Annotated in this window: 16 protein-coding genes; 10 read left to right on the plus strand and 6 right to left on the minus strand. The window is 43.0% G+C overall.

Annotated elements, in window-relative coordinates:
- Positions 1-110 precede the first annotated feature (110 nt).
- The 5 genes from ACJV2T_RS00175 to ACJV2T_RS00195 all read right to left on the minus strand — a co-directional run bounded on the left by ACJV2T_RS00175 (position 111) and on the right by ACJV2T_RS00195 (position 7,246).
- The gene (locus ACJV2T_RS00175; protein WP_419398808.1) at positions 111-764 is read right to left on the minus strand and encodes a thymidine phosphorylase; all 654 of its coding nucleotides are present in this window, start codon (positions 762-764) and stop codon (positions 111-113) included.
- Positions 765-810: 46 nt separating this feature from the next.
- On the minus strand, positions 811-2,025 hold the full coding sequence (locus ACJV2T_RS00180; protein ID WP_419398809.1) for an NUDIX hydrolase: 1,215 nt from the start codon (positions 2,023-2,025) through the stop codon (positions 811-813).
- A gap of 455 nt (positions 2,026-2,480) precedes the next feature.
- Positions 2,481-3,203, minus strand: coding sequence for an RloB family protein (locus ACJV2T_RS00185; protein ID WP_419398810.1), 723 nt, complete (start codon positions 3,201-3,203; stop codon positions 2,481-2,483).
- 55 nt (positions 3,204-3,258) lie between these two features.
- The gene (locus tag ACJV2T_RS00190) at positions 3,259-4,584 is read right to left on the minus strand and encodes an AAA family ATPase (protein WP_419398811.1); all 1,326 of its coding nucleotides are present in this window, start codon (positions 4,582-4,584) and stop codon (positions 3,259-3,261) included.
- Between the two features lie 424 nt (positions 4,585-5,008).
- A complete protein-coding gene (locus ACJV2T_RS00195; RefSeq protein ID WP_004119572.1) occupies positions 5,009-7,246 on the minus strand; it encodes an RNA degradosome polyphosphate kinase in 2,238 nt (745 codons plus the stop codon).
- 640 nt (positions 7,247-7,886) lie between these two features.
- Between ACJV2T_RS00195 and ACJV2T_RS00200 the strand changes: the two genes are divergently transcribed.
- From ACJV2T_RS00200 to ACJV2T_RS00210, 3 genes are all read left to right on the plus strand, one after another.
- Positions 7,887-8,618 carry an MIP/aquaporin family protein gene (locus ACJV2T_RS00200; RefSeq protein ID WP_391496139.1) on the plus strand — a complete coding sequence of 244 codons (732 nt, stop codon included), beginning with the start codon at positions 7,887-7,889 and terminating at the stop codon, positions 8,616-8,618.
- 175 nt (positions 8,619-8,793) lie between these two features.
- Entirely contained in the window at positions 8,794-9,843 is a 1,050-nt protein-coding gene (locus ACJV2T_RS00205; protein ID WP_419399075.1) for a glutamyl-Q tRNA(Asp) synthetase, read from the plus strand.
- Positions 9,844-9,879: 36 nt separating this feature from the next.
- Positions 9,880-10,680, plus strand: coding sequence for a YggS family pyridoxal phosphate-dependent enzyme (locus ACJV2T_RS00210; protein ID WP_419398812.1), 801 nt, complete (start codon positions 9,880-9,882; stop codon positions 10,678-10,680).
- Between the two features lie 38 nt (positions 10,681-10,718).
- Here the strand turns inward: ACJV2T_RS00210 and ACJV2T_RS00215 are convergent, their stop codons facing one another.
- Positions 10,719-11,534 carry a fumarylacetoacetate hydrolase family protein gene (locus ACJV2T_RS00215; protein WP_419398813.1) on the minus strand — a complete coding sequence of 272 codons (816 nt, stop codon included), beginning with the start codon at positions 11,532-11,534 and terminating at the stop codon, positions 10,719-10,721.
- Positions 11,535-11,872: 338 nt separating this feature from the next.
- On the opposite strand from ACJV2T_RS00215, the gene clpB reads away from it, so the two are divergent.
- From clpB to ACJV2T_RS00250, 7 genes are all read left to right on the plus strand, one after another.
- Complete coding sequence (clpB, locus tag ACJV2T_RS00220) at positions 11,873-14,467, plus strand: ATP-dependent chaperone ClpB (RefSeq protein ID WP_419398814.1); 2,595 nt, start codon at positions 11,873-11,875, stop codon at positions 14,465-14,467.
- A 295-nt stretch (positions 14,468-14,762) separates the two neighbouring features.
- The gene (locus tag ACJV2T_RS00225) at positions 14,763-14,924 is read left to right on the plus strand and encodes a hypothetical protein (protein ID WP_019260604.1); all 162 of its coding nucleotides are present in this window, start codon (positions 14,763-14,765) and stop codon (positions 14,922-14,924) included.
- A 26-nt stretch (positions 14,925-14,950) separates the two neighbouring features.
- Positions 14,951-15,718 carry an ABC transporter ATP-binding protein gene (locus ACJV2T_RS00230; protein WP_004133980.1) on the plus strand — a complete coding sequence of 256 codons (768 nt, stop codon included), beginning with the start codon at positions 14,951-14,953 and terminating at the stop codon, positions 15,716-15,718.
- Positions 15,719-16,251: 533 nt separating this feature from the next.
- The gene (locus ACJV2T_RS00235; protein ID WP_419398815.1) at positions 16,252-17,346 is read left to right on the plus strand and encodes a hypothetical protein; all 1,095 of its coding nucleotides are present in this window, start codon (positions 16,252-16,254) and stop codon (positions 17,344-17,346) included.
- Positions 17,336-18,067 carry a hypothetical protein gene (locus tag ACJV2T_RS00240; RefSeq protein WP_297643907.1) on the plus strand — a complete coding sequence of 244 codons (732 nt, stop codon included), beginning with the start codon at positions 17,336-17,338 and terminating at the stop codon, positions 18,065-18,067. Before ACJV2T_RS00235 ends, ACJV2T_RS00240 begins: the two co-directional genes overlap by 11 nt.
- Positions 18,068-18,121: 54 nt before the next feature.
- Positions 18,122-19,462 carry a DNA recombination protein RmuC gene (locus tag ACJV2T_RS00245; RefSeq protein WP_419398816.1) on the plus strand — a complete coding sequence of 447 codons (1,341 nt, stop codon included), beginning with the start codon at positions 18,122-18,124 and terminating at the stop codon, positions 19,460-19,462.
- Positions 19,463-19,520: 58 nt separating this feature from the next.
- Positions 19,521-20,450: a hypothetical protein gene (locus ACJV2T_RS00250; RefSeq protein ID WP_419398817.1), complete on the plus strand. Its 930-nt coding sequence runs from the start codon at positions 19,521-19,523 to the stop codon at positions 20,448-20,450.
- Positions 20,451-20,489: the final 39 nt, after the last annotated feature.

Consider the following 20,489-nt stretch of genomic DNA (forward strand, 5'->3'; position numbering starts at 1 on the left):
CGCTCGCAGCGGCAAAAAATGGAGCCCGGGGCTTAAACACAAGCCAGCATCATTTTGAGTATACCTTGTTTTCTATTTTCACGCGCCGCATAATTTTAATCGCAAATAATTTATTCCAACTTTCCTGCGCGCCATAATTTCGCTCCATGAGCAAAAGATAACGAAAGTGCGTGCATATTTGCGGAGATATGCAAAACTTTTGCAATTTTCTGCGTGTGCATTGTATTTGCTTGTTCGTCTAACTTTTTTGCGTAAACTTGCATTCCGCGCGCAATAATCGAAGTAAAAGCTGAAGATCGGTAAAGCGCTACAGCAAAATCGCCTGTAAAAGCACCAGAAAGAATAGAATCTGCAAGTCGCGCAATATCCTCTCCTGTAGGAGCTTCGTTAATCCCTGTAATAGCGGATGCGCTTGTTGTTTCAGGCTCGCCAAGACTCCAGTACTCAGCATAAGCTTCGCGCTGTTTTCGTAGCGACATGCGCAATAAATACAGTCGCCACAACATTCCAGGAATAGACTCTGCTTCCGCATGGCTCCACAAATCTGCAATAACTTCAATGCCCTCATTTTCAACCAAATTCAGCACGCGCTCAACGATTTCCGGCGACTGCGTTTTATGAACGCGGTTAAGCAGAACGGCAGCGGAAGTGTGACTAATTTCGTTTACAACCTGCGGGTCTGTGCCGCCTTCAATCTGTGCGAGCATCGCAGGATCCATTTGTGCAGGCCGGCTTGGGCGGGCAGCTCCTGTAGGGCTTGGCATAAAAGCAGATCTGCTTGAATGAATGGAACTCGATTTTGAATTTAAACTAGTAGACACTTGGAAGAACCTTTTCAATATCGATAATGCGAGCACCTTTAGGTGTATTAATTATGTGCAAAACTATTGCGCTTCCTGTAGGCATGTATGGAGATTTTTGGCTGAGTATGCGCTTGTGTGCTCTAGGTTTTGTTATTTCGCGCAAATAATCGAAGAAAGTGCCAATAACCGGGCGATGTAGGCACATGATGGTTGCGTTGTTAATTGTGCTTACGTTGTTGGCTGTGCTTACATTGCTAGTTTCGCTTGCATTTTGTGCGTTGTGATCAAGATTTTGTATTTCTTTTGTAAGCACAGATAGCGTAGATTTTGGTTGTTTTTCGTGATGATCTTCAGTAAGTTCCGCAACCTGTTCTATTGGGAGTGAAGAGTCGTGCGCAAAAGCTGCAACCGTTTCTACGCAACGCTTCCAAGGAGACGATATGATTTTATTCGGCGCGTAGCAGGCAAGCTCACGACCTAAAGCGTATGATGCGGCTGCTCCAAGGGGTGTGATTGGTCGAGTCGCTTCGCTTCCTTGCCAAGTTTTTCGAGACTCAGCTTTTCCGTGACGCACCAAAAGCAGCGTGCTGTATTCTCCTTGACCTGCGTGGAGCTTTTCTAAGAAAGCGTCTAGCACTTCGCGGTCGCTATCGTGCGTAAGTTTTTTGCGCGCTTGAGAAGGAGTAAGCCATAAAACATTGCCAATTTCAGTAGGCTTAGCTGGCTTAATTGGTCCGAAAGCAGGAAGACGCTTTGCTGCGGTTGGTTTATCGATTAAGCGCATCATCCAGTAGTGGATTCGCTTTATTACTTCCGGCTGAGAATTGCGATTTTGGTTGCTATTTGATGAGCTGTTCTTGGAAGATTTTTTGCCTTCGCGCTCAAGCGGATACTCTATTTTGGCAATGTGTGGGCCTAGCGTGACTGAATATCCTGTTTCTTCTCCAACTTCGCGCACGGCCGTGTGGCGATGCGATTCTTTTGTCTCATTCTTTCCTTTTGGCCAGCTCCAATCGTCATATTTAGGACGGTAGACTAGGCAAAGCTCAAAATCATCGTCGGTAGACTTTATTGCGCTTATTGGCTTATTTGCATGGTTTGGATTTATTGCATTGCTGCCCGTTTTTGTATCTTCACCTGCGTTTGAGCTGTTTGTAGTATTGCGCTTGCGATAAATAATTCCGCCAGCTGCTTCAACGTATTGCGTCGTTACTGCACTCATATTCACTATTTTAGCGGTTTTCTTTCGCAAATTTTAGTTGTGCTTGGTTATTTATTGCAATTCGATTATTTGCCCATTTGGTTAGAGTCAATTTAGTTGCTGATTTTTGTATATTTGCGCTGCTTACGTTTATCATGGCCATGACTGTGATAAAAGTGTTGTGACTGTCATTTTCTCGTCCATAACAGTGATTTTCGTATATATGACTGTCATTTTTTCGATTTTGAACATGATCTACTATATTTTGACAGTGATCTTACGTATTTTGACCGAGATGCGTAGATTTATGACGATCATTTTGACTTCCGTGACTGTGATACCCCCCCCCATTTATGCTGTGATATCTCACCAATATCGCGCTATCATATCACCTACAATCTCTTTATAATTTTACGCGCCCCGCATTCGTTGCTGTTAATAGCAGCAACGAATGCGTATACAGTTACATTATTAATTCACAATTTTGCTGACAAATCTATTCCTGAAGCATGTTTGCATTCATTCAATATTGTTTCTACTATTTCTGCCACATCCGTCCATGGAGCATAATTTGACTTACTAGTTATCGAAGGGTGATTTCTACGCTTTTTCTTCTGAGTTTGTCCCATATGCAACTTTGCATTCTTAAATGCATTTTTGTAGTTACCTTCTATTTTTCCCAATTCAATATGCTTGTGTTTGTTACCAGTTGTGTTACACAATAAACCAAGCTGCTTTGCTGCTCTTTGGCAATCTCGCGTAGCCGTACAAGAAAGTGGGCAGCTTTTTAGATGGTCAATAATCCACACTTCAAAACATGGGTTGGAAATTATTAATTTTATTTTTCCACCAGTTGAATTCGCCTTCGACTGCGCCTGCTGAATTTTTTCTCCAAAATCATCTACGTCTGTTACAGCCCATACCAGTGTAAACGGATCGTAGTTTTCTTTTTCTGCTTCTTTGCAGTCTAATCTCTCAAGCTTAATTGCATAATTCATTAAAGTGAGTGGGTCTACGCCCTCTTTTTCTATGTTAATTGATTTATGAATATCCCATGATGTAGCACAATATTTACTTACTTCTGATTTTATATAGCTAAAATACTCAAACTCTGTGACTACGCCGCCGCAAACAATAAGGAATCTTTTGTTTCGTTTCGACTGTTTCTTCGAACGGCCGTGTGATGGAACATGAACCATAGCCTGCTCCTCATGAATACTAGTGTTTTATATTGTTTTGAATACTGGTAGTGTTTTAGCTTCTGTTAGTATTTGTAAGTATTTCCGCAAAAACATCATGTAGTGACGGCTGTGGCGCTGAAGCGTATATGTTGTGTTGATAGTTTTTACCAAAGTTCACATTGCGGTTTTCCCATTCTGTAAGTGGATGTAATGAAGATTCACCTAATGCGTTTTTCTCTATAAACCAAATTTGATCTCTGTCGAGAATGGTTTTGTCGGTTCCAGAATTACTAATAAGACTCAAATCATGAGTTGTAAAAATCAATTGTGACTGATGAGGATTTGTTTCGGGATTATTATAAAGGCTAATCACCTCCGATATAAGCTGCATACTAAGGCTTGTATCAATTTCATCAATCAACAGTATAGATCTTTTCAATAAAGCATCTAAAACAAAAGCAAATAACACCAACGCTGTTTTAGTTCCTAAAGATTCAAAATCTTCAGGAAGCTGACGCTCTTGCTGTCCAGAATGCGTAAACGCTAAACGAGAAACGCTGAATTTTTGCAATTTTGCATCATTTTCTAAACCATTATTTGTAGGTGTGCTACTATCTGCATCGAGTTCCTTAATAAGATGCGCAATTTTCGTTAATTTTTCTGAAGTGGCAGCATCTAATTGTTCGTCTTGTACTGCTACATCTTTTAACCCTAAATCTGCGTATTTAAGCAACTTACTAATGTTGTGCGCAAAATCTGGGTGTTCTCGCAGAATTCTTGTTAAGACGGCACGATAATCATTAAAATTAACTGTTCTACATTGCATACTAGAAGTTATCTCTTCGTAAGCATCCTGTAGCGCAGATACTCCAGATGCTGCAGCAGTAGAAAGAAAGAGCACATTGTCTTTTGTAATCTTCTCTACAGCTTTACCAACATTTTTAATAGATGTTCCAAATTTAATTGGTTTACCGTATTCACGTTCAAATAATACAGTTTTTCGGTTTGTCGTTGATCGGAAAAGCCACAAAACTTCTTCTAGAACATGCTTATTATTTATTATGAACCAATACTGATACCTATTATTATCACGTGCAATAAATTCTATAAAGAGGGTTGATGGCTTATTCTCTGATTCTTTATTGAGAATAAAGGGAATCGCATTTATACCTGAATTAGAGCTGCCATCTTTGAAACTATTTTCTACAAAATTTCTTAAAAATGATATGCACCTTAATAAGTTTGTTTTACCACATGCATTTCCACCATAAATGGCAGCAAGTGTTGACACTTCTGGATGAGCCCATTCACAATCTTTTACGCGAATGCTTCTTTGCATAGTAAATTGCTGCAATTCTCGAAAACTTAAAGCGTTCATTGCGCTAAAATTGAGCAACATAACTACCTCCAGTTGCCTTGTATATATGATCTTTTGCAACATTCTTTATGTAAACAATAATAGTAAAAAATAGTATATTTGCAACCTACAGGCAATATTTTGTACAAAATTTACATAAAAGTAGTTGAAAATTTAAAGAATAAGATTATTATTCTCGCTAGTGTAATTGATTTATACTAAAACATTGGCAACACTAAATTCTCAAACATCCTAAAACTGGCAAATGGTGCTGTAGAAGATTTCGGCTATTGCGGGAACGCTTGAAATTTAACGGAGATAACAGCTTACAGTCTATTTGTGTTAGAATCGCCGAAGCCGAGCCCAAAACAGTTTGAGCCCGGCTTCAGATGTTTATTCAGGATGGCAGGCAACGTGTTACTTGCAATGCAGCACTTGCAATACGTTACCAACCAAGTTATTTTATTTAATTCGCGCCGCGAGGCTTGCGCGTATGAGTATGGATTAGGTAAGCCTGGCTGTCCACGAGCGGACGGCCTTCCTTATCGCGAGAATGCAAGGTATACGTGCCGTCGCCATCCATCCACCACGAAACAGTAGAATCAGCCATTTGCAAATCAATGTACTGAATCAAAGCTTCAACCTGATCAGGCGCGCTGATACGAACCAGAGTTTCAACGCGGCGGTCAAGATTGCGGTGCATTAGATCAGCCGAGCCAATCCACACTTCTGGACCGCTTGCAGGACCGTCACCAATCTGCGGACCGCAAGAATTAGCGAACGCGTAAATACGGCTGTGTTCAAGGAATCGACCAAGAATAGAGCGCACGCGAATATTGTCGCTCAATCCCTCAATTCCAGGCTTAAGCGAGCAGATACCACGCTCAACAATATCAATCTTTACTCCAGCTTGAGAAGCTCGATACAAAGCGTCAATAGTCTGCTCGTCAACCACAGAATTGACCTTAATCTTAATCCAAGCTTCCTTGCCGGCAAGAGCTGCAGCTTCCTCGCGCTGAATTCGCGCAATAATACCAGTGCGAACTGTACGAGGAGCAACAAGCAGGCGGTGGAAACTAGACTTCGGTGCATAACCAGAAAGTTGATTAAACAAGCGAGTCAAATCCTGACCGACTACAGGATCGCAAGTAAGCAAACCCAAATCCGTGTAAAGGCGAGCAGTTTTAGGATTGTAATTACCTGTACCAACATGGCAGTATCGGCGCAACCCTTCTGCTTCCTGACGAACCACAAGAGAAAGCTTACAGTGAGTCTTCAAACCAACAATGCCGTACACAACGTGAACGCCTGCGCGCTCAAGCTTACGAGCCCAAGCAATATTTGCGTCCTCGTCAAATCGTGCCTTAATCTCAACCAGCGCAAGCACCTGCTTGCCAGCGTGAGCCGCATCAACAAGAGCGTCAATAATTGGCGAATTGCTAGACGTACGATACAAAGTCTGCTTAATTGCAAGCACTTTTGGATCCGCAGCAGCCTGAGCAAGGAATGCCTGCACAGAAGTAGAGAACGAATCGTAAGGATGATGCAGCAAAATGTCATGCTCGCGAATCGAAGCGAAAATATCTTGCGCGTGGCTAGTTTCAACTTCCGCAATCTGACGGTTCGTAGTAGGAATGAACGGACGATACTTCAAATCTGGGCGGTCAAGCGCCTGCAATTCAAACAATACCGTCATATCAAGCGGCGAAGGCAAACGATAGACTTCCTCAGGGCTTACGCGAAGCTGATTTGCAAGCAACTGAGAAAGGAATGGGCTGGCCTCGTTAGAAATTTCCAAACGAATTGGAGGTCCAAAGCGGCGGCGAAGAAGTTCCTTCTCCATAGCATTGAGCAAGTTTTCTGCGTCATCTTCCTCAACATCAATATCCTCGTTACGTGTAACGCGGAAGGAGCGGGCTTCCTTAATAATCATGCCTGGGAAAAGCGATTCCAAGTGTGCTGCAATCAGCTTTTCCATTGTGATGAAGCCGTAGCGCTCTTCGCGACCTTCTTCGTCTGTTAAATCGTCAACTGGTACAAGGCGATTCAAATTATCTGGAATTTTGACGCGTGCAAAATGCGACTTTCCAGAATTTGGATTTTCGACGATAACAGCCAAGTTAATAGACTTGCCGGAAATGTATGGGAATGGGTGAGCAGGATCCACTGCAAGAGGCGTAAGAACAGGGAAAACTTGCTTTTTGTAGTAATCAGACAAACGCGCTTTTTCTGATTCTGTAAGCTTATCCCAGCTGAGCAAAACAATGCGCTGTTTGGCAAGCTCAGGAAGAATGTGCTCAATAACATAGTGAGCGTGCTCATCTTGGCGGCGGTGAGTTACCTCACTAATAGCGCGCAACTGCTGGCGAGGGCTTAAGCCGGATGCTGCAGTTACTGCTATTCCAGAATCTATTCTGCGCTTTAATCCTGCAACTCGAACCATAAAGAATTCGTCGAGATTTGACGCAAATATAGCAGCAAAATTAGCGCGTTCAAGAAGTGGCAAATCTGTATTCTGAGCCAACTCAAGCACGCGACGATTGAACTTCAACCAGCTTAATTCTCGGTCGAAGAAACGATCTTTTGGCAACGGTAGCTCACCCTCACGAGCTTCACGCTTTTCTGCCTTTTCATCTTCGGCGATATGCTCTGCAATTTGACCACGCAGAATCGCCTTTGAGGGAGCGTCAAAAATTTGTACCATATTCTGTAATTGTATGCGTTGCAAGGGAAGTGCGCGACTGAGTGTCGATTTTATTTGCTTGCTTTGCGCTCTAAAAATATCTTGCGACACGCCGGAGTATGTCTCATGCGAACGTAATTTAACATGACAACCTTTGCATGTTCACAAAATGCCGCAAGAGTTGCGATTTTTCGTGTGCAATTGAACAGTAGTGACAATATGTTAACAAAGGCTAATTTGCTCTTTACTATTAGGCAAAAAACGATGATAATAATAATTACAAAAACAAAAAAGAGATAGCGGTAACCCACAAAAGTGTATGGATATGAAATCCGTGGACGTTGGACGGGATATTTAAGACTTTAACCGTTGCAACGAGGATGTTGTGAAGATGAAACCGCAGATATTGTTTTTGTAGATAAGAGGCTCGCCAAAGTGGCGGGCCTCTTTTGATGTGAGTGCGATTTTACTGCTCACGCAGACTGTCGCGCGCATAAGGGAAACTATCAAAGAATAATTGTTGGAATTCATTTTCTTAGCTTCTTTGAAAATGAGAATATATTGTGTTCCATGCTGTGCTAATCGCAATTGCGAGTTGTGAATTTATTGACGCGTGATTACGTGTGTGGAGTTTGAAACAGGTAAGAAGGATCGAAGGACCATGCAACATTCGTTTATGGCAATGTTGGCTGCAGAATTTATTGGCACTGCTATTCTTATGATTTTTGGAAACGGTGCTGTGGCAAACGTTGAATTAAAGAATACTAAAGGACACCATGCAGGTTGGCTAAATATTGCCATGGGCTACGGTTTTGGTGTGATGTTCCCAGTGCTCATGTTTGGCGGAATTTCCGGTGCGCATATCAATCCTGCTATGACAATTGCGCAAGCTGTAAACGGCATGTTCCCATGGAAGGATGTAGCTCCTTATATTGTCGCTCAGCTTTTGGGTGCGTTGGTTGGCCAGCTTATTGTGTACGTAACTTATTTGCCGCACTACAACGAAACTGAGGAGCCGGGAGCTATTCTTGGCACTTTCTGCACTACGGACGCTTATAACAACAAGCTTAATTACTTCCTTAACGAGTTCTTCGGCACGCTTGTGCTTGTTCTGGCTGCACTTTGCTGCCTAACTTCTCCATGGGGTGAGAAGAATTTGGCTGGCGCTTCAATCGTTGTTGGCTTTGTTGTGTGGGGCTTGGTAACTTCTATGGGTGGTCCAACTGGTCCTGCTTTGAATCCTGCTCGTGATCTTATGCCGCGTTTGCTTCACGCGATTTTGCCAATTCCGCACAAGGGCTCTTCTCGCTGGGGTGAAGCATGGATTCCAGTTATTGCTCCTATTGCCGGCGCAATCTTGGGCGTGGTTATGTACAAGTCGTTATTTGCATAAAACATTTGCTTTTAACCGCGATTGATTGCGGTTGATTGCGATTGTAAGAAGCGCGTAATGCTAGTATGAATGCGTTACGCGCTTTTTATTTTGCGAGCTTATGCTTTGCAAACTTGTGCTTATTAAGAAAGATATTGGAAAAGATATTAAGAAAAATTTTAAGAAAGACGAAATAATGTTTTCGAAGTCAACTATTGCAATTGGGCGTTTTGCGCCGACTCCTTCCGGGCGTATGCATATTGGCAATATGGTAGCAATGTTGGCTGCGTGGCTCTCTGCAAAATCGCAGGGCGGCCACATGCTTTTGCGTCTGGAAGATCTTGATATTGCGCGAATGCCGAAGGATGCTAGTGCTCGAGTTATTGACGATTTGAAATGGGCTGGGCTTGATTGGGTTGGTGAGCCTACTTATCAGCATGAGCGCACTGCAATCTACCAAGAAGCTCTTGATGCGCTAAAATCTTTGCAAGATGACGACGGAAATTCGTTAATCTACCCTTGTTTTTGCTCGCGTTCCGATATTCGTGCGATTGCAGCTCCGCAAGAAGGCGACGGTTTTATACGCTATCCGGGTACGTGCAGAAATCTTCGCAAAACTGCGCAAGGTTTGGCGCAAATCGAAAAGCGTTTGCAAAATAATCAGCAACATTCCTTGCGACTTGCGGTACCGTCGGCTGATTCGCTGCAAGCAAATGTGAGTTTTGAAGACGCGATTTTTGGGCAGCAATCTTTTAATATTGATCGCGATTTGGGGGATATGGTGATTCGCCGCGCGGATGGCGTTTTTTCTTACCAGCTTGCGGTTGTTGTTGACGATGTTTTGAGTGGAGTAAATGATATTGTGCGCGGACGCGATTTGCTGCGTTCTGCAGCGCTTCAGATTTGGATTGGTGAGCTGCTTGAAAAATCGGGATTTTTTGCGGCTCACGGCGTGCGTTATGTGCGTCCGCAATTTGCGCATTTGCCGCTGATTGACAACGCACAAGGCGAGAGGCTTGCCAAAAGTAAGCACTCACTAGACGTCGGTGCGCTTCGTGAATCTGGCTGGAGCGCTGAGCGCATGATTGGCTATTGCATGTATCTTTTGGGATACAAAAAGCATGGTCAAAATCAGCCGGTAGATATGAGTGCTGCCGACGCGCTCGCGTTATTTAAAAGCCTTGACACGCCGTGGGATTCTGTTCGCGCAAACCTAGCCGACAAATCCGTGCCCTTCCTTGACTAAACTATGTAGTTAGGTTTGATAGATTGGGGGCAATAAATGGCATATATGACGCAAAAAGATTTAGCGAATACTGAGGTCGATTGTGTTCGTGCGCGTCAAATTGCCGACGGCGTGCACAGCGTGCAAGATGTCATTGCTCAAGCCGAATCGCATTATGGTCGCAAAGCTGAGTCGGTTACACTGCTTGCCGCAACTAAAACGCGAGATGTTGGCGAAATTATGGCAGCGCTTCGTGCTGGAGTGCGAGTAATTGGGGAAAATCGCCCACAAGAAATCGTTGCAAAAGCCGAGATTTTACGCGCACAAGCTGCTCGCGAGAATTTAAGCGTTGGTGTGAACGGCGAAATTCCGCTCTACTTAATAGGTCAGCTGCAAAGCAATAAAATAAACAAAGTTTTACCACTTGCAAATGGTATTCAGTCGGTTGACGGCATTGAACTTGCGCAAAAAATATCTGCTCGCGCGCAAAATTTGGGACTTTGCACAGACGTTATGTTGGAAGTGAACGTTTCGGGAGAATCTACAAAATCCGGGTGCGCTCCCGAACGTGCGATTGACGAAGCTCTCGCTATATCTAGCCTGCCTGCGCTTAATTTGCGCGGATTTATGACGCTTGGAGCGCGCGTGGATGATGAAAAAATAGTGAGAAGTGGTTTCGCAAAATTGCGAGAAATTAGAGATTGTGTGAGTGAACAACTCGCGCAAGATCATGATGGAAACTCTACAAAACTAGAGCTTTCGATGGGAATGTCCGGCGATTTTGCGTGGGCGATTGCCGAAGGCTCAACAATGGTTAGGATCGGTTCGGCAATCTTTGGCCCACGCTCATTCGTGTAGTTTTAAGTCAAAGTTTTAAGTCAAATTGATGATTTTGGTTACGCATGCACAATCACATTGCGCAGCGAGCCAATGCCATCTACGTGTACAATCGCTTCGTCACCAGCTCGCAAAGTTCCAGCTGGGTACGGAGTTCCTGTCAAAATCACATCTCCCGGAAGAAGAGTTGAGAAGCTTGAAATCGCTGCAATTTGCTCAGGAATACTGTGAATAAGTCGAGCTGTAGTGCCGTCAGCTTCCGGCACATTTTCACCATTAAGCGTAAACGAAATATGTGCATCGCGCCAATTTAGCTCGGTTGTAATCCAAGGTCCGAGTGGACAAGAAGTGTCGAAGCCTTTTGCGCGCGTCCACATTGGGTCGCTTCCTGCGCAATCTCGCAAAGTTACGTCGTTTACGCACGTAAAACCAAAAACGTAATTCATTGCAGTATCTGCCGTCACGTTTTTGGCGATTTTGCCCATAACAACTGCCACTTCTGGCTCAAAATTCATATCGTTTGAGCAAGCAGGAATCACAATTGGATCGTCCGGACCAATCACAGAAGTACTCGGCTTTGTAAAGATCACCATGTCTGCAGCAGTATGCGAAGAAGCTGCAGAAGAAGTAGTGCGCTCGTCGTCAGAGCGTGTATCGTAATTTTTTGCCAATCCGTACACTTTTGAAGGAATTACAGGCACAAGCAAGCGCACGCCATCGGCGTCTAACGCGTAACGTTTACCAGTTGGCTTAACTCCTTGCGGGCTTAAAGGATGACCTTCAAGGGCTACTAAATAATCTTTACCGTCGGTTTCGTCTTTTTGAACGAAAGCGTATTGCGGAACTTCATTATATGAAAAACGTGCAATTCTCATGTTTTTAAGATTACGACATATTTACTACTTAATTAAAACCTACTTACTCATTAACTAAACTTGATTGCTACTTAATTAAATTATCTGCGTAAATTATTTGCGATTGAAAGTTCTTGAAAACAAAACTTGAGTCTAGTACACTCAAGTTTTAGGAATAAAGTTATAGGAAAATCTGTTATACGTATCAGATACATGAAAGTGAAAGCTCGTTAGAACTCGAAAGTATTGTCAAAAAGATTGAAGTTGCAGCGAAAGTTGCAATAAAAGTTGCAATAAAAGTTGCAGCGATTTGACTTAACTGAAATGTGTTTTAGAGCTTTCGTGGAAATGAGGTAGATATGGAACAAAAGTTTACAACCTTAGCGCAAGACGCATTAAGTGATGCTGTGCAAAGTGCAGCGGCTGCTGGCAATGCGCAAGTTGACACTTTGCATTTGGCGGATGCTTTACTTCGTCAAGAGCAGGGCGTCGTTCGTGCGCTTATTGCGCAAACGGGGGCAGATGCGCAACAAATCGGTGCTGAAATTCGCAACGCATTAGTGGCATTGCCTTCATCTACTGGCTCAACTACAACTAAGCCAGATGCAAGTCGTCAGCTTTTGGCTGCGCTAAGCCAGGCAGAAAAAGAAATGCGCGCAATGGGAGACGAATACGTTTCTACGGAGCACATGCTTATTGGCATAGTTGCGAGCGCGCCGAATGCAGTTGCGGATATTTTCAAAAAGCACAACGTTTCCGCAGACGTGTTGCGTAAGGCTGTGCCAACTGTGCGCGGAGGTGCGAAGGTTACGAGTCCAGATGCTGAAGGCAACTACAAAGCGCTCGAAAAGTATTCTGTTGATATGACTGCGCGCGCTCGCGAAGGAAAGCTCGACCCAGTAATTGGACGAGACCAGGAAATTCGCCGCGTGATTCAGATTCTTTCTCGCCGCACGAAGAATAATCCTGTGCTAATTGGCGAGCCGGGCGTTGGTAAAACGGCAGTTGTGGAAGGCTTGGCTCAGCGAATCGTTGCAGGAGATGTGCCTACAACTTTGCAAAACAAGCGTCTTATCAGCCTTGACTTAGCTTCGATGGTTGCAGGTTCGAAGTATCGCGGCGAGTTTGAGGAACGCTTAAAGGCAGTGTTGAAGGAAATCCAGCAATCGGACGGTCAAATTATTACGTTTATTGACGAAATTCACACTGTTGTTGGCGCAGGATCTGCAGAAGGTTCAATGGATGCTGGCAATATGCTTAAGCCAATGCTTGCGCGCGGTGAGCTGCGCTTGGTTGGCGCAACTACGCTTAACGAGTATCGCGAGCATATTGAAAAGGATTCCGCGCTTGAACGCAGATTCCAGCAAGTGTTTGTTGGCGAGCCATCTGTTGAAGATACGGTGACGATTTTGCGCGGACTTAAGCAACGTTACGAAGCACACCACAAGGTAACGATTAGTGACGATGCAATCGTAGCTGCAGCAACGCTTTCAAACCGCTATATTACTGGCAGACAGCTTCCAGATAAGGCGATTGATTTGGTGGATGAAGCGGCAGCTCACTTGCGTATGGAGCTTGATTCTCAGCCAGAAGAGATCGACGAATTGCAGCGCAAAGTTACGCGTCTTGAAATGGAAGAAATGCAATTAAAGAAAGCGGAAGATGCTGCTGCTAAAGAACGCTTAGAAAAGTTGCAGGAAGAATTGGCAAACTCGCGCGAAAAGCTTGCTGGTTTGAAGGCGCGTTGGGATGCGGAAAAGGCTGGTCACAACAAGGTTGGTGATTTGCGAGCGCAACTCGACGCTAAGCGCGTAGAAGCCGACAAATTCACGCGCGAAGGCAACTTGGAACAAGCAAGCCGTATTTTGTATGGCGAAATCCCAAGCATTCAAAAAGCTTTGGAAGAAGCGGAGTCCGAGGCTGCTAACGCTAAGAGTGAAGCAAAAGAGCCGATGGTCCCAGACCAGGTTGATGCTGATTCTATTGCTGGAGTCGTTAGCGAATGGACGGGCATTCCTGTTGGTCGCTTGATGCAAGGCGAAAATGAGAAGCTGCTCAACATGGAAAAGGAGCTTTCTAAGCGCGTTGTTGGTCAAAGCGAAGCAATTCAGGCTATAGCGGATGCTGTGCGCAGAAGCCGCGCTGGAATTGCAGACCCGAATCGCCCGACCGGTTCCTTCTTGTTCTTGGGTCCTACTGGCGTTGGTAAAACGGAGCTTGCTAAGGCTCTTGCCGACTTCTTGTTTGACGACGAGCGTGCAATGGTTCGCATTGATATGAGCGAGTACATGGAAAAGGCTTCCGTTTCGCGTCTAATCGGTGCTGCTCCTGGTTACATTGGCTACGAGGAAGGCGGCCAACTTACTGAAGCCGTGCGTAGACGTCCGTATTCTGTAGTGCTTTTTGACGAAGTTGAGAAGGCGCATCCAGAAGTATTCGACGTTTTGTTGCAGGTTTTGGATGATGGTCGTTTGACTGACGGTCAGGGTAGAACGGTTGATTTTACGAATACGATTTTGATTATGACATCAAACTTGGGTTCGCAATTCCTTGTGCAAGAAGGCTTGGACGATGCTGCTAAACGCAAGGCTGTTATGAATGCTGTTCACGCTGAGTTTAAGCCAGAGTTCATCAACCGTTTGGATGAGCTTGTTATGTTCCATCCGTTGAGCCGCGAAGAGCTTGGTGGAATTGTGGATATCCAAGTTCGTCAAGTGGCTGCACGCTTGAACGACCGCCGCATTAGCTTGGATGTGAGTGACTCTGCTCGAGCTTGGCTTGCAGAGCATGGCTATGATCCAGTTTATGGCGCTCGTCCGTTGCGTAGATTGGTTCAAACGGAAATTGGCGATCAGCTTGCGCGATTGCTGCTTTCCGGCAAGGTGCATGATGGTGCTCGCGTAGTTGCGGATTGTGCAGAGAGCGACGACCACGTGACCCTAAAGATTGCGTAGTTCCTGCATTCTTCAATGTAGCCAAATAATGTAGTCAAATAAAACAAAGCGTGCTGTTTATTGGATTATTTTCCAGTAGACAGCGCGCTATTTTTTTATCTAAATAAAAAATATTTGTAGAATGAACTTGAAATAAAAAGGTGGAATTCCCCCTTAATTTTTCGAGTTACTGCTGATAATTGGCATTATCGAATATGCGTATCTTTTAAAATTGTAATTGGTTTTTGTAAAAATCTATTTTTTTTTATATTGAATTATTATAAAATGCGTGTATGTATTCAAGGCTGAATACGTTATGAAGCAGATTGAAAATGGAGATACGAATATGTTCGCAAAGGAAGGATTTGCAATAGTTGCGCGTTCTACTATTGTTTATGCTATGCCAATGTCAGCTTATGCTCAGATGAGTGGTTCTGTAGTTGGAATAGACAGAGAAAATATACGAAGTTGTCGGTAAGTAGTCTAGTTATTAAGTGGTGAGATATGCAAGAATCATATACGGGCTCAGATGTGCAACTTGTTAATGTGAATTTTTCGTATGGGAAAAAACAAATTTTGCATAATCTTTCTATAGATTTATCTTTTGGCATATGTGGTCTTTTGGGGCCAAATGGTGCTGGGAAAACTACTCTGCTTAACGTTATAGCGACTATTTATGCTCCCTCTAGTGGAAAACTTTTTGTTCATGGCTTTGACGTAACTGATCGTGCGGAAAGGGCTAAAGCTCGGTCAAATATTGGTTATTTGCCACAATCATTTGAACTTATGAATGCATCGAGTGTGTTAAAAAATGTTCAATATGCCGCATGGGCGCGAGGTCTATCGTGGAGTGCTGCGTATCAAGCTGCTTGGAATGCTCTCAAACAGGTTGGCTTGGAAAAACAAGCACATCGCATAGTTGCAAAAATATCAGGAGGTCAGCGTCAGCGTGCTGGTATTGCTTGTGTGATTGCTAGTCAGCCTGCAGTACTAATACTTGATGAGCCTACTGTTGGTTTAGATCCTGAGCAGCGTATTGATATTCGTAATTTTCTTAAGTCTTATTCGCAAAAGCATACCGTTATTGTCAGTACACATTTAGTAGAAGATTTAGCAGTAATTGCGGATCGGGTTATAGTTCTTAATGAAGGAATTATATTGCTTGATGGAAAAATGGATAATCTTCTTCAATATGCTAATCGTGAAGATCTTATGGTAACTCCATGGGAATCAGGGTATAGGCATTTGCTATCTAAATTTCATAAAAATTAGTAGTAGCAGTAACTAGATATGTATAGTTTCTTATTTTGTTAATGTGGTAGTGAGTAGGGATGTGATTAAATATGCGTCAATATTCTAACTTTTTAACTGAATTCAGTTTTTTTGCAAAAAGTCATAAGAAGTGCACAATTATTTCACGTATTATGTACCCATTATCTCTAATAAGCAGTTGTATTTTTAGCTTATTTTTGATTGCATATCCTGTTTTTTTGGGTGTGGCAAATTTTTTAGCGCATAATAATAATTATGCGCTTTGGTTAAGAATTGATGTCACGTGGATGCATTGTTTGTCTGATATTGTTGCTTGCATTTTTGGCGCATGGTGTTCATGTAAAGCTTGCTCGCCCAGATGTTTGGTTAATCCTGCGTGGTGTGCAGGAAAATCAGCCAGTCGTTACGCTATTCCTATACTAAAAGGCGCTATACTGTGCAGTTTGTTATATTGCGTAAGTATATTGCCAACAGTAATTCAGAGTGATGTAAATATTACAAATTTCCCGTATTTTCCACTATTATGTGGAGGCGTGACGCCAAGTGCATTTTTTGCAATTGGTTTTACTTTAGGGGTAATTATTGGTAATCGTTGGGCAATTGTATTCTCAGCTTTATTATCTTTTGCAATAATTTGGTGCTGTATTTATGGCGTCATTATAATGCATAATGGCACCATACCTCAAGGAGATATTTTTCCTAGATATTGGGGTAGTAGTTTATACGCAATACTTCCAGTGTCGGACGCTGGTATCGGCGCCGAGCCTGGTTTGCGAATGAACCCATGGTTGGTGACTTTGCGCATATTCTTTGTGTGTGTTGTTATCGTTTCATGCATTCTTTGTTGCGCGCATATTAGATATTTTTGGCAAAAGGGATCTTATTGGCGCATAAAAGCAATAAGTATTTCTTTAATTATGCCAATAGTATGCGCTTGTTGTATAGCTATGTGGGGTCCAAAACCTTGGATTCGCTCTGGACCTTTTGTGCCTCAGTGTACGACGTTTAAAGATACTGCTTTTTCTGTTTGTGTACATCCTGAAGAAGCTTATATTCGTAAACTTCGTGCTGTTAAACATTTGAAAACTGTTGTTTCTTGGTTTCCTAAGAATCAGAGAGATTCGCAAGGCAAAGGAATTGTGCTTGTGCTTGGAAATGCGTTTACTCCAACAAATACTGAAAAATCTTGGAATCTTACTAATAGTGGTTTAATAAAGTTACGTAATCTTAAAGCTACTGTTATTCAACAACAAACAGATACATTTGTTAGGCGTTCTGAGAAATATGGTGATATGACTGGTATCGCTCAAGAAGTGTTACAAAGATTTGTGCCTGCAAAATGTGCATCAAGTGCTATGAAAGAAGTATATGTAAAAAAGAATCTTGATTCAAACGCTTCTGTTACAGCATTTTTGCTTGCACAACTTCCTTCTCGTATAAGTAATGATGTGTATGGGTCATATGGATTTATTCCAGGTGAAGCAAACGATAAAGTGGCTATGAGTATTAATAATGCTGATGATGCTAAGCTGAAACAATTTGTAAAAAATCATGTTAAAGAACTTAATCAATGTCTCATAACTCCACAACAAGTCTTATCGGAACTTGGTGATAAGCATGAAAAATAATTTTCGCGCTTGGCTTGAAGGTAGGCATTATATTGTTGCAATCGTTGCAATCTTATTGTCCGTAGTCCTTCCCTCTTTAATGCTTGTTATATTCAGATCATTTGTAACGCAGTTGCCAGTTTATGTTGGTTATATGTGTTTGCCAGATTCTGCTAATGTGCATAATGCGGTAGAAGGTATAACGTTCCAATGTCAATCTGGTAGTAGTGTTGTTAATTTTGTTGTTCCTCTGTATGAAGTTATTGTAGTTGGGTTTATTGCCGCGGCATTCGTTTGCCTTGCTCCGATTATGGTATCGTGGGAACGTTTCGTGATGAAAAGGCTGCGAATATATGCATTGAGTGCTGCTTTATTGTGTTTGTTTGTTTCATTCGGCGCTTCAGTGTTAATTGTTCGTATAATTGACTTGCAGTTATTGAGTACATTGCAGATGATCTTAGGTAATGCTTGGATTGATATTGTGCTCATAATGATTGGATTAGCCTGTTTTGGAAGGTTTTACGGCCTTGCATTTGGTGTCTTTTTAGCGGTGATGAATATTGCCACACAAGGTTTGCAAAGTAAAATTGGATTGATTTTGCGATGGTATCCTTCTGGAACTTTGCCTGTAATTCCTGGACAATCCATATTGTTATATGTCGTTGTTGTGCTTACTGTAATTGCAGTTTGCCTATGGAGCGGCACGTGTGGACGTGGATTGCTTTATTTTGAACGTGCTTAAAAGACGTGTTTAATTATATTTCAAAAGTCAACTCAATAGTGTTTAATAGAACGTATGTTCGATAATATTGTGATGCTTGTTTTAATGGTGGTTGCTGTAGCAATAACCGCTGTTATTGTGCTGGCTATTGTTAAGCACAACTCTGGAACGCAAGGCACTAATGGCGTAAACCAACGCGAATTTAACGAATTACGCTCGCAGTATGAACAAGCGCGCACTCAAGCGCAAGAAAATGGCAATCAGGCTATACGGTATCGTACACAAGCAGAGCAGCTTGCTGAGCGATTGAAATTTGTGGAGTCTGAGCTGTTAAAAGCGCAGCAAGCAGAACAATTGCGAGTGAATCGCGAAGAACAATTGCGTGCAGAGCGAGAAGAACGCGAACGGTTAAATCGTGAAAAAACTTTGAAAGAGCAAGGTAAAGTCTTGGAAGCGCTTGCTCCAGTAAAAGACAATCTCGAAGCTCTGAAGAATAAAGTTTCGCAGATTGAAGAAGGACGCAAGCAAGAAATGGGTGTGCTGAGCACTCAGCTTAAAGGCTTAAGCGAGCAGCAAACAAGGCTTGACCGCGAAACAAGTTCGCTTTCTGCAGCATTGCGAAATAACAAGGTTCGCGGAGCTTGGGGCGAGGCTCAGCTAAAGAATATTGTGGAATCTGCAGGCTTGCTTGAACATGTTGATTTTGATACGCAGGTTGTTGTAACTGGAGTAAATGGTGAGCAACAGAGACCGGATATGGTTGTGCATCTGCCAGGAGGCAAAACAATTCCAGTTGATGCAAAAGTTCCGTATGCGGATTATCAACGCGCTTGCGAAATACCAGATAATGCAAGTGACGAAGAATTAGCTAGAAGAAGTGAGCTTCTAAAAGCGCACGCTAAGGCTTTGCGAGAACACGTTAGAGTATTGGGAGCTAAAGCGTATTGGCAGGCTTTTGAAACAGCACCAGATTTTGTAGTTGCATTTATTCCAAACGAAGCGTTGCTTCAGGCAGCTCTTGAAGCGGACCCAACGCTTATGGATGATGCTTTTGCGCAAAAAGTAGCACTTACTTCCCCAGTTACTTTGTGGGCTGTGCTTAAGTCTGTTGCGTACGCATGGCAGCAGCAAAGTCTTACAGATGATGCAAAAGAACTTTTCGATTTATCTCGAGAATTGTATGATCGCTTTGCAGTTCTTGGAGAAAATGCTTCAAAACTTGGCGTATCTTTGGCAAGAACAGTTGCAGCTTACAATAAGTTTGCTTCTTCGCTTGAGTCGCGAGTGTTGGTAACAGCGCGTAAACTTCAGAAGTTAGATCAAAGTAAAGTTATTGCTTCAATAGATCTTATAGATTCTGATAAAGCTGATGTTAAAGAGCTGAGCGCTCCGGAAGTATCAGTAGAAGATCGTTAAGCATAAAAACATCAAAGCATCAAAAATTGAAGAACTCTAAACGTTAAGGAGTGTAATAATGACGGAATTACAAGAGGAACGCGCGGAACTTAAGCGCATGCTTTGTGCGGATATGAGTGCGAAACCATTTAGCGAACTGTTTTCTGTTACTTTTGCTCAGCGCGGCTCCAAGTTGGTTGGTGATGTTCTTTTTGATGCAATTGAGAAAGCTGGGTATTCGTTAGAACGCGATGTTGACGCTATTGGTGCGTTAACTGCTGCTGCAGTGCCGATGGTTTTTGCGCTTATTCATGCTGCAGAACGTAAAGGAATTGCACTCGACGGCTTTGTTATGGATTTTGTTTTCCCTGCAACAAAAGGTCCGTCTGTTAAAGGCAAGCGAGTATTGTTACTTGACTCTTGGCTTTCTGAAAAATCGTATGTTCAAACTTCTTCGCTTGTGACTTTACGACACGGCAATGAATTAAGTCTTGATTTTGGCATTGTTAATCAGCAAGGCGCGCAAATTCTTGCTATAGTTGCATTAATTGGTGGTGTTGACGCCGACGAACAAGGCACAAGGCATCTTCAATTAGTAAATCCAATAAGTGAGGAGAGTACTAAAATGGCATTTGTTCAAGCTTTCGATGAAGAAGAATTACGTGCAGATGCAGATCACGACGATTGCTGCAACGACAACTGCTGTGGCGGTCATTGCGAGGTTAAATGCACAGGAGATTGCAAGCATGATGGTTGCACTGAGCCATGCTGTGAAGACAACTGCTGCGGTGGTCATTGCAAAGTAGAGTGCACGGGTGATTGTGCTCATGATGGTTGCACTGAGCCATGCTGTGAAGATAATTGCTGCGGTGGCCATTGCAAAGTAGAGTGCACTGGTGATTGCGCTCACGATGGTTGCACTGAGCCATGCTGTGAAGACAATTGCTGTGGCGGTCACTGCAAGTCAGGTTGCACAGGCGATTGCGCAACTGACGGCTGCCAAGACTAGCTGCAATTACTAGCTGCCAATACTAAACAAAAGTATTAA

Origin of the sequence: Gardnerella phocaeensis (genome assembly GCF_048545075.1) — a bacterium.
Lineage (GTDB): Bacteria > Actinomycetota > Actinomycetes > Actinomycetales > Bifidobacteriaceae > Bifidobacterium > Bifidobacterium vaginale_J.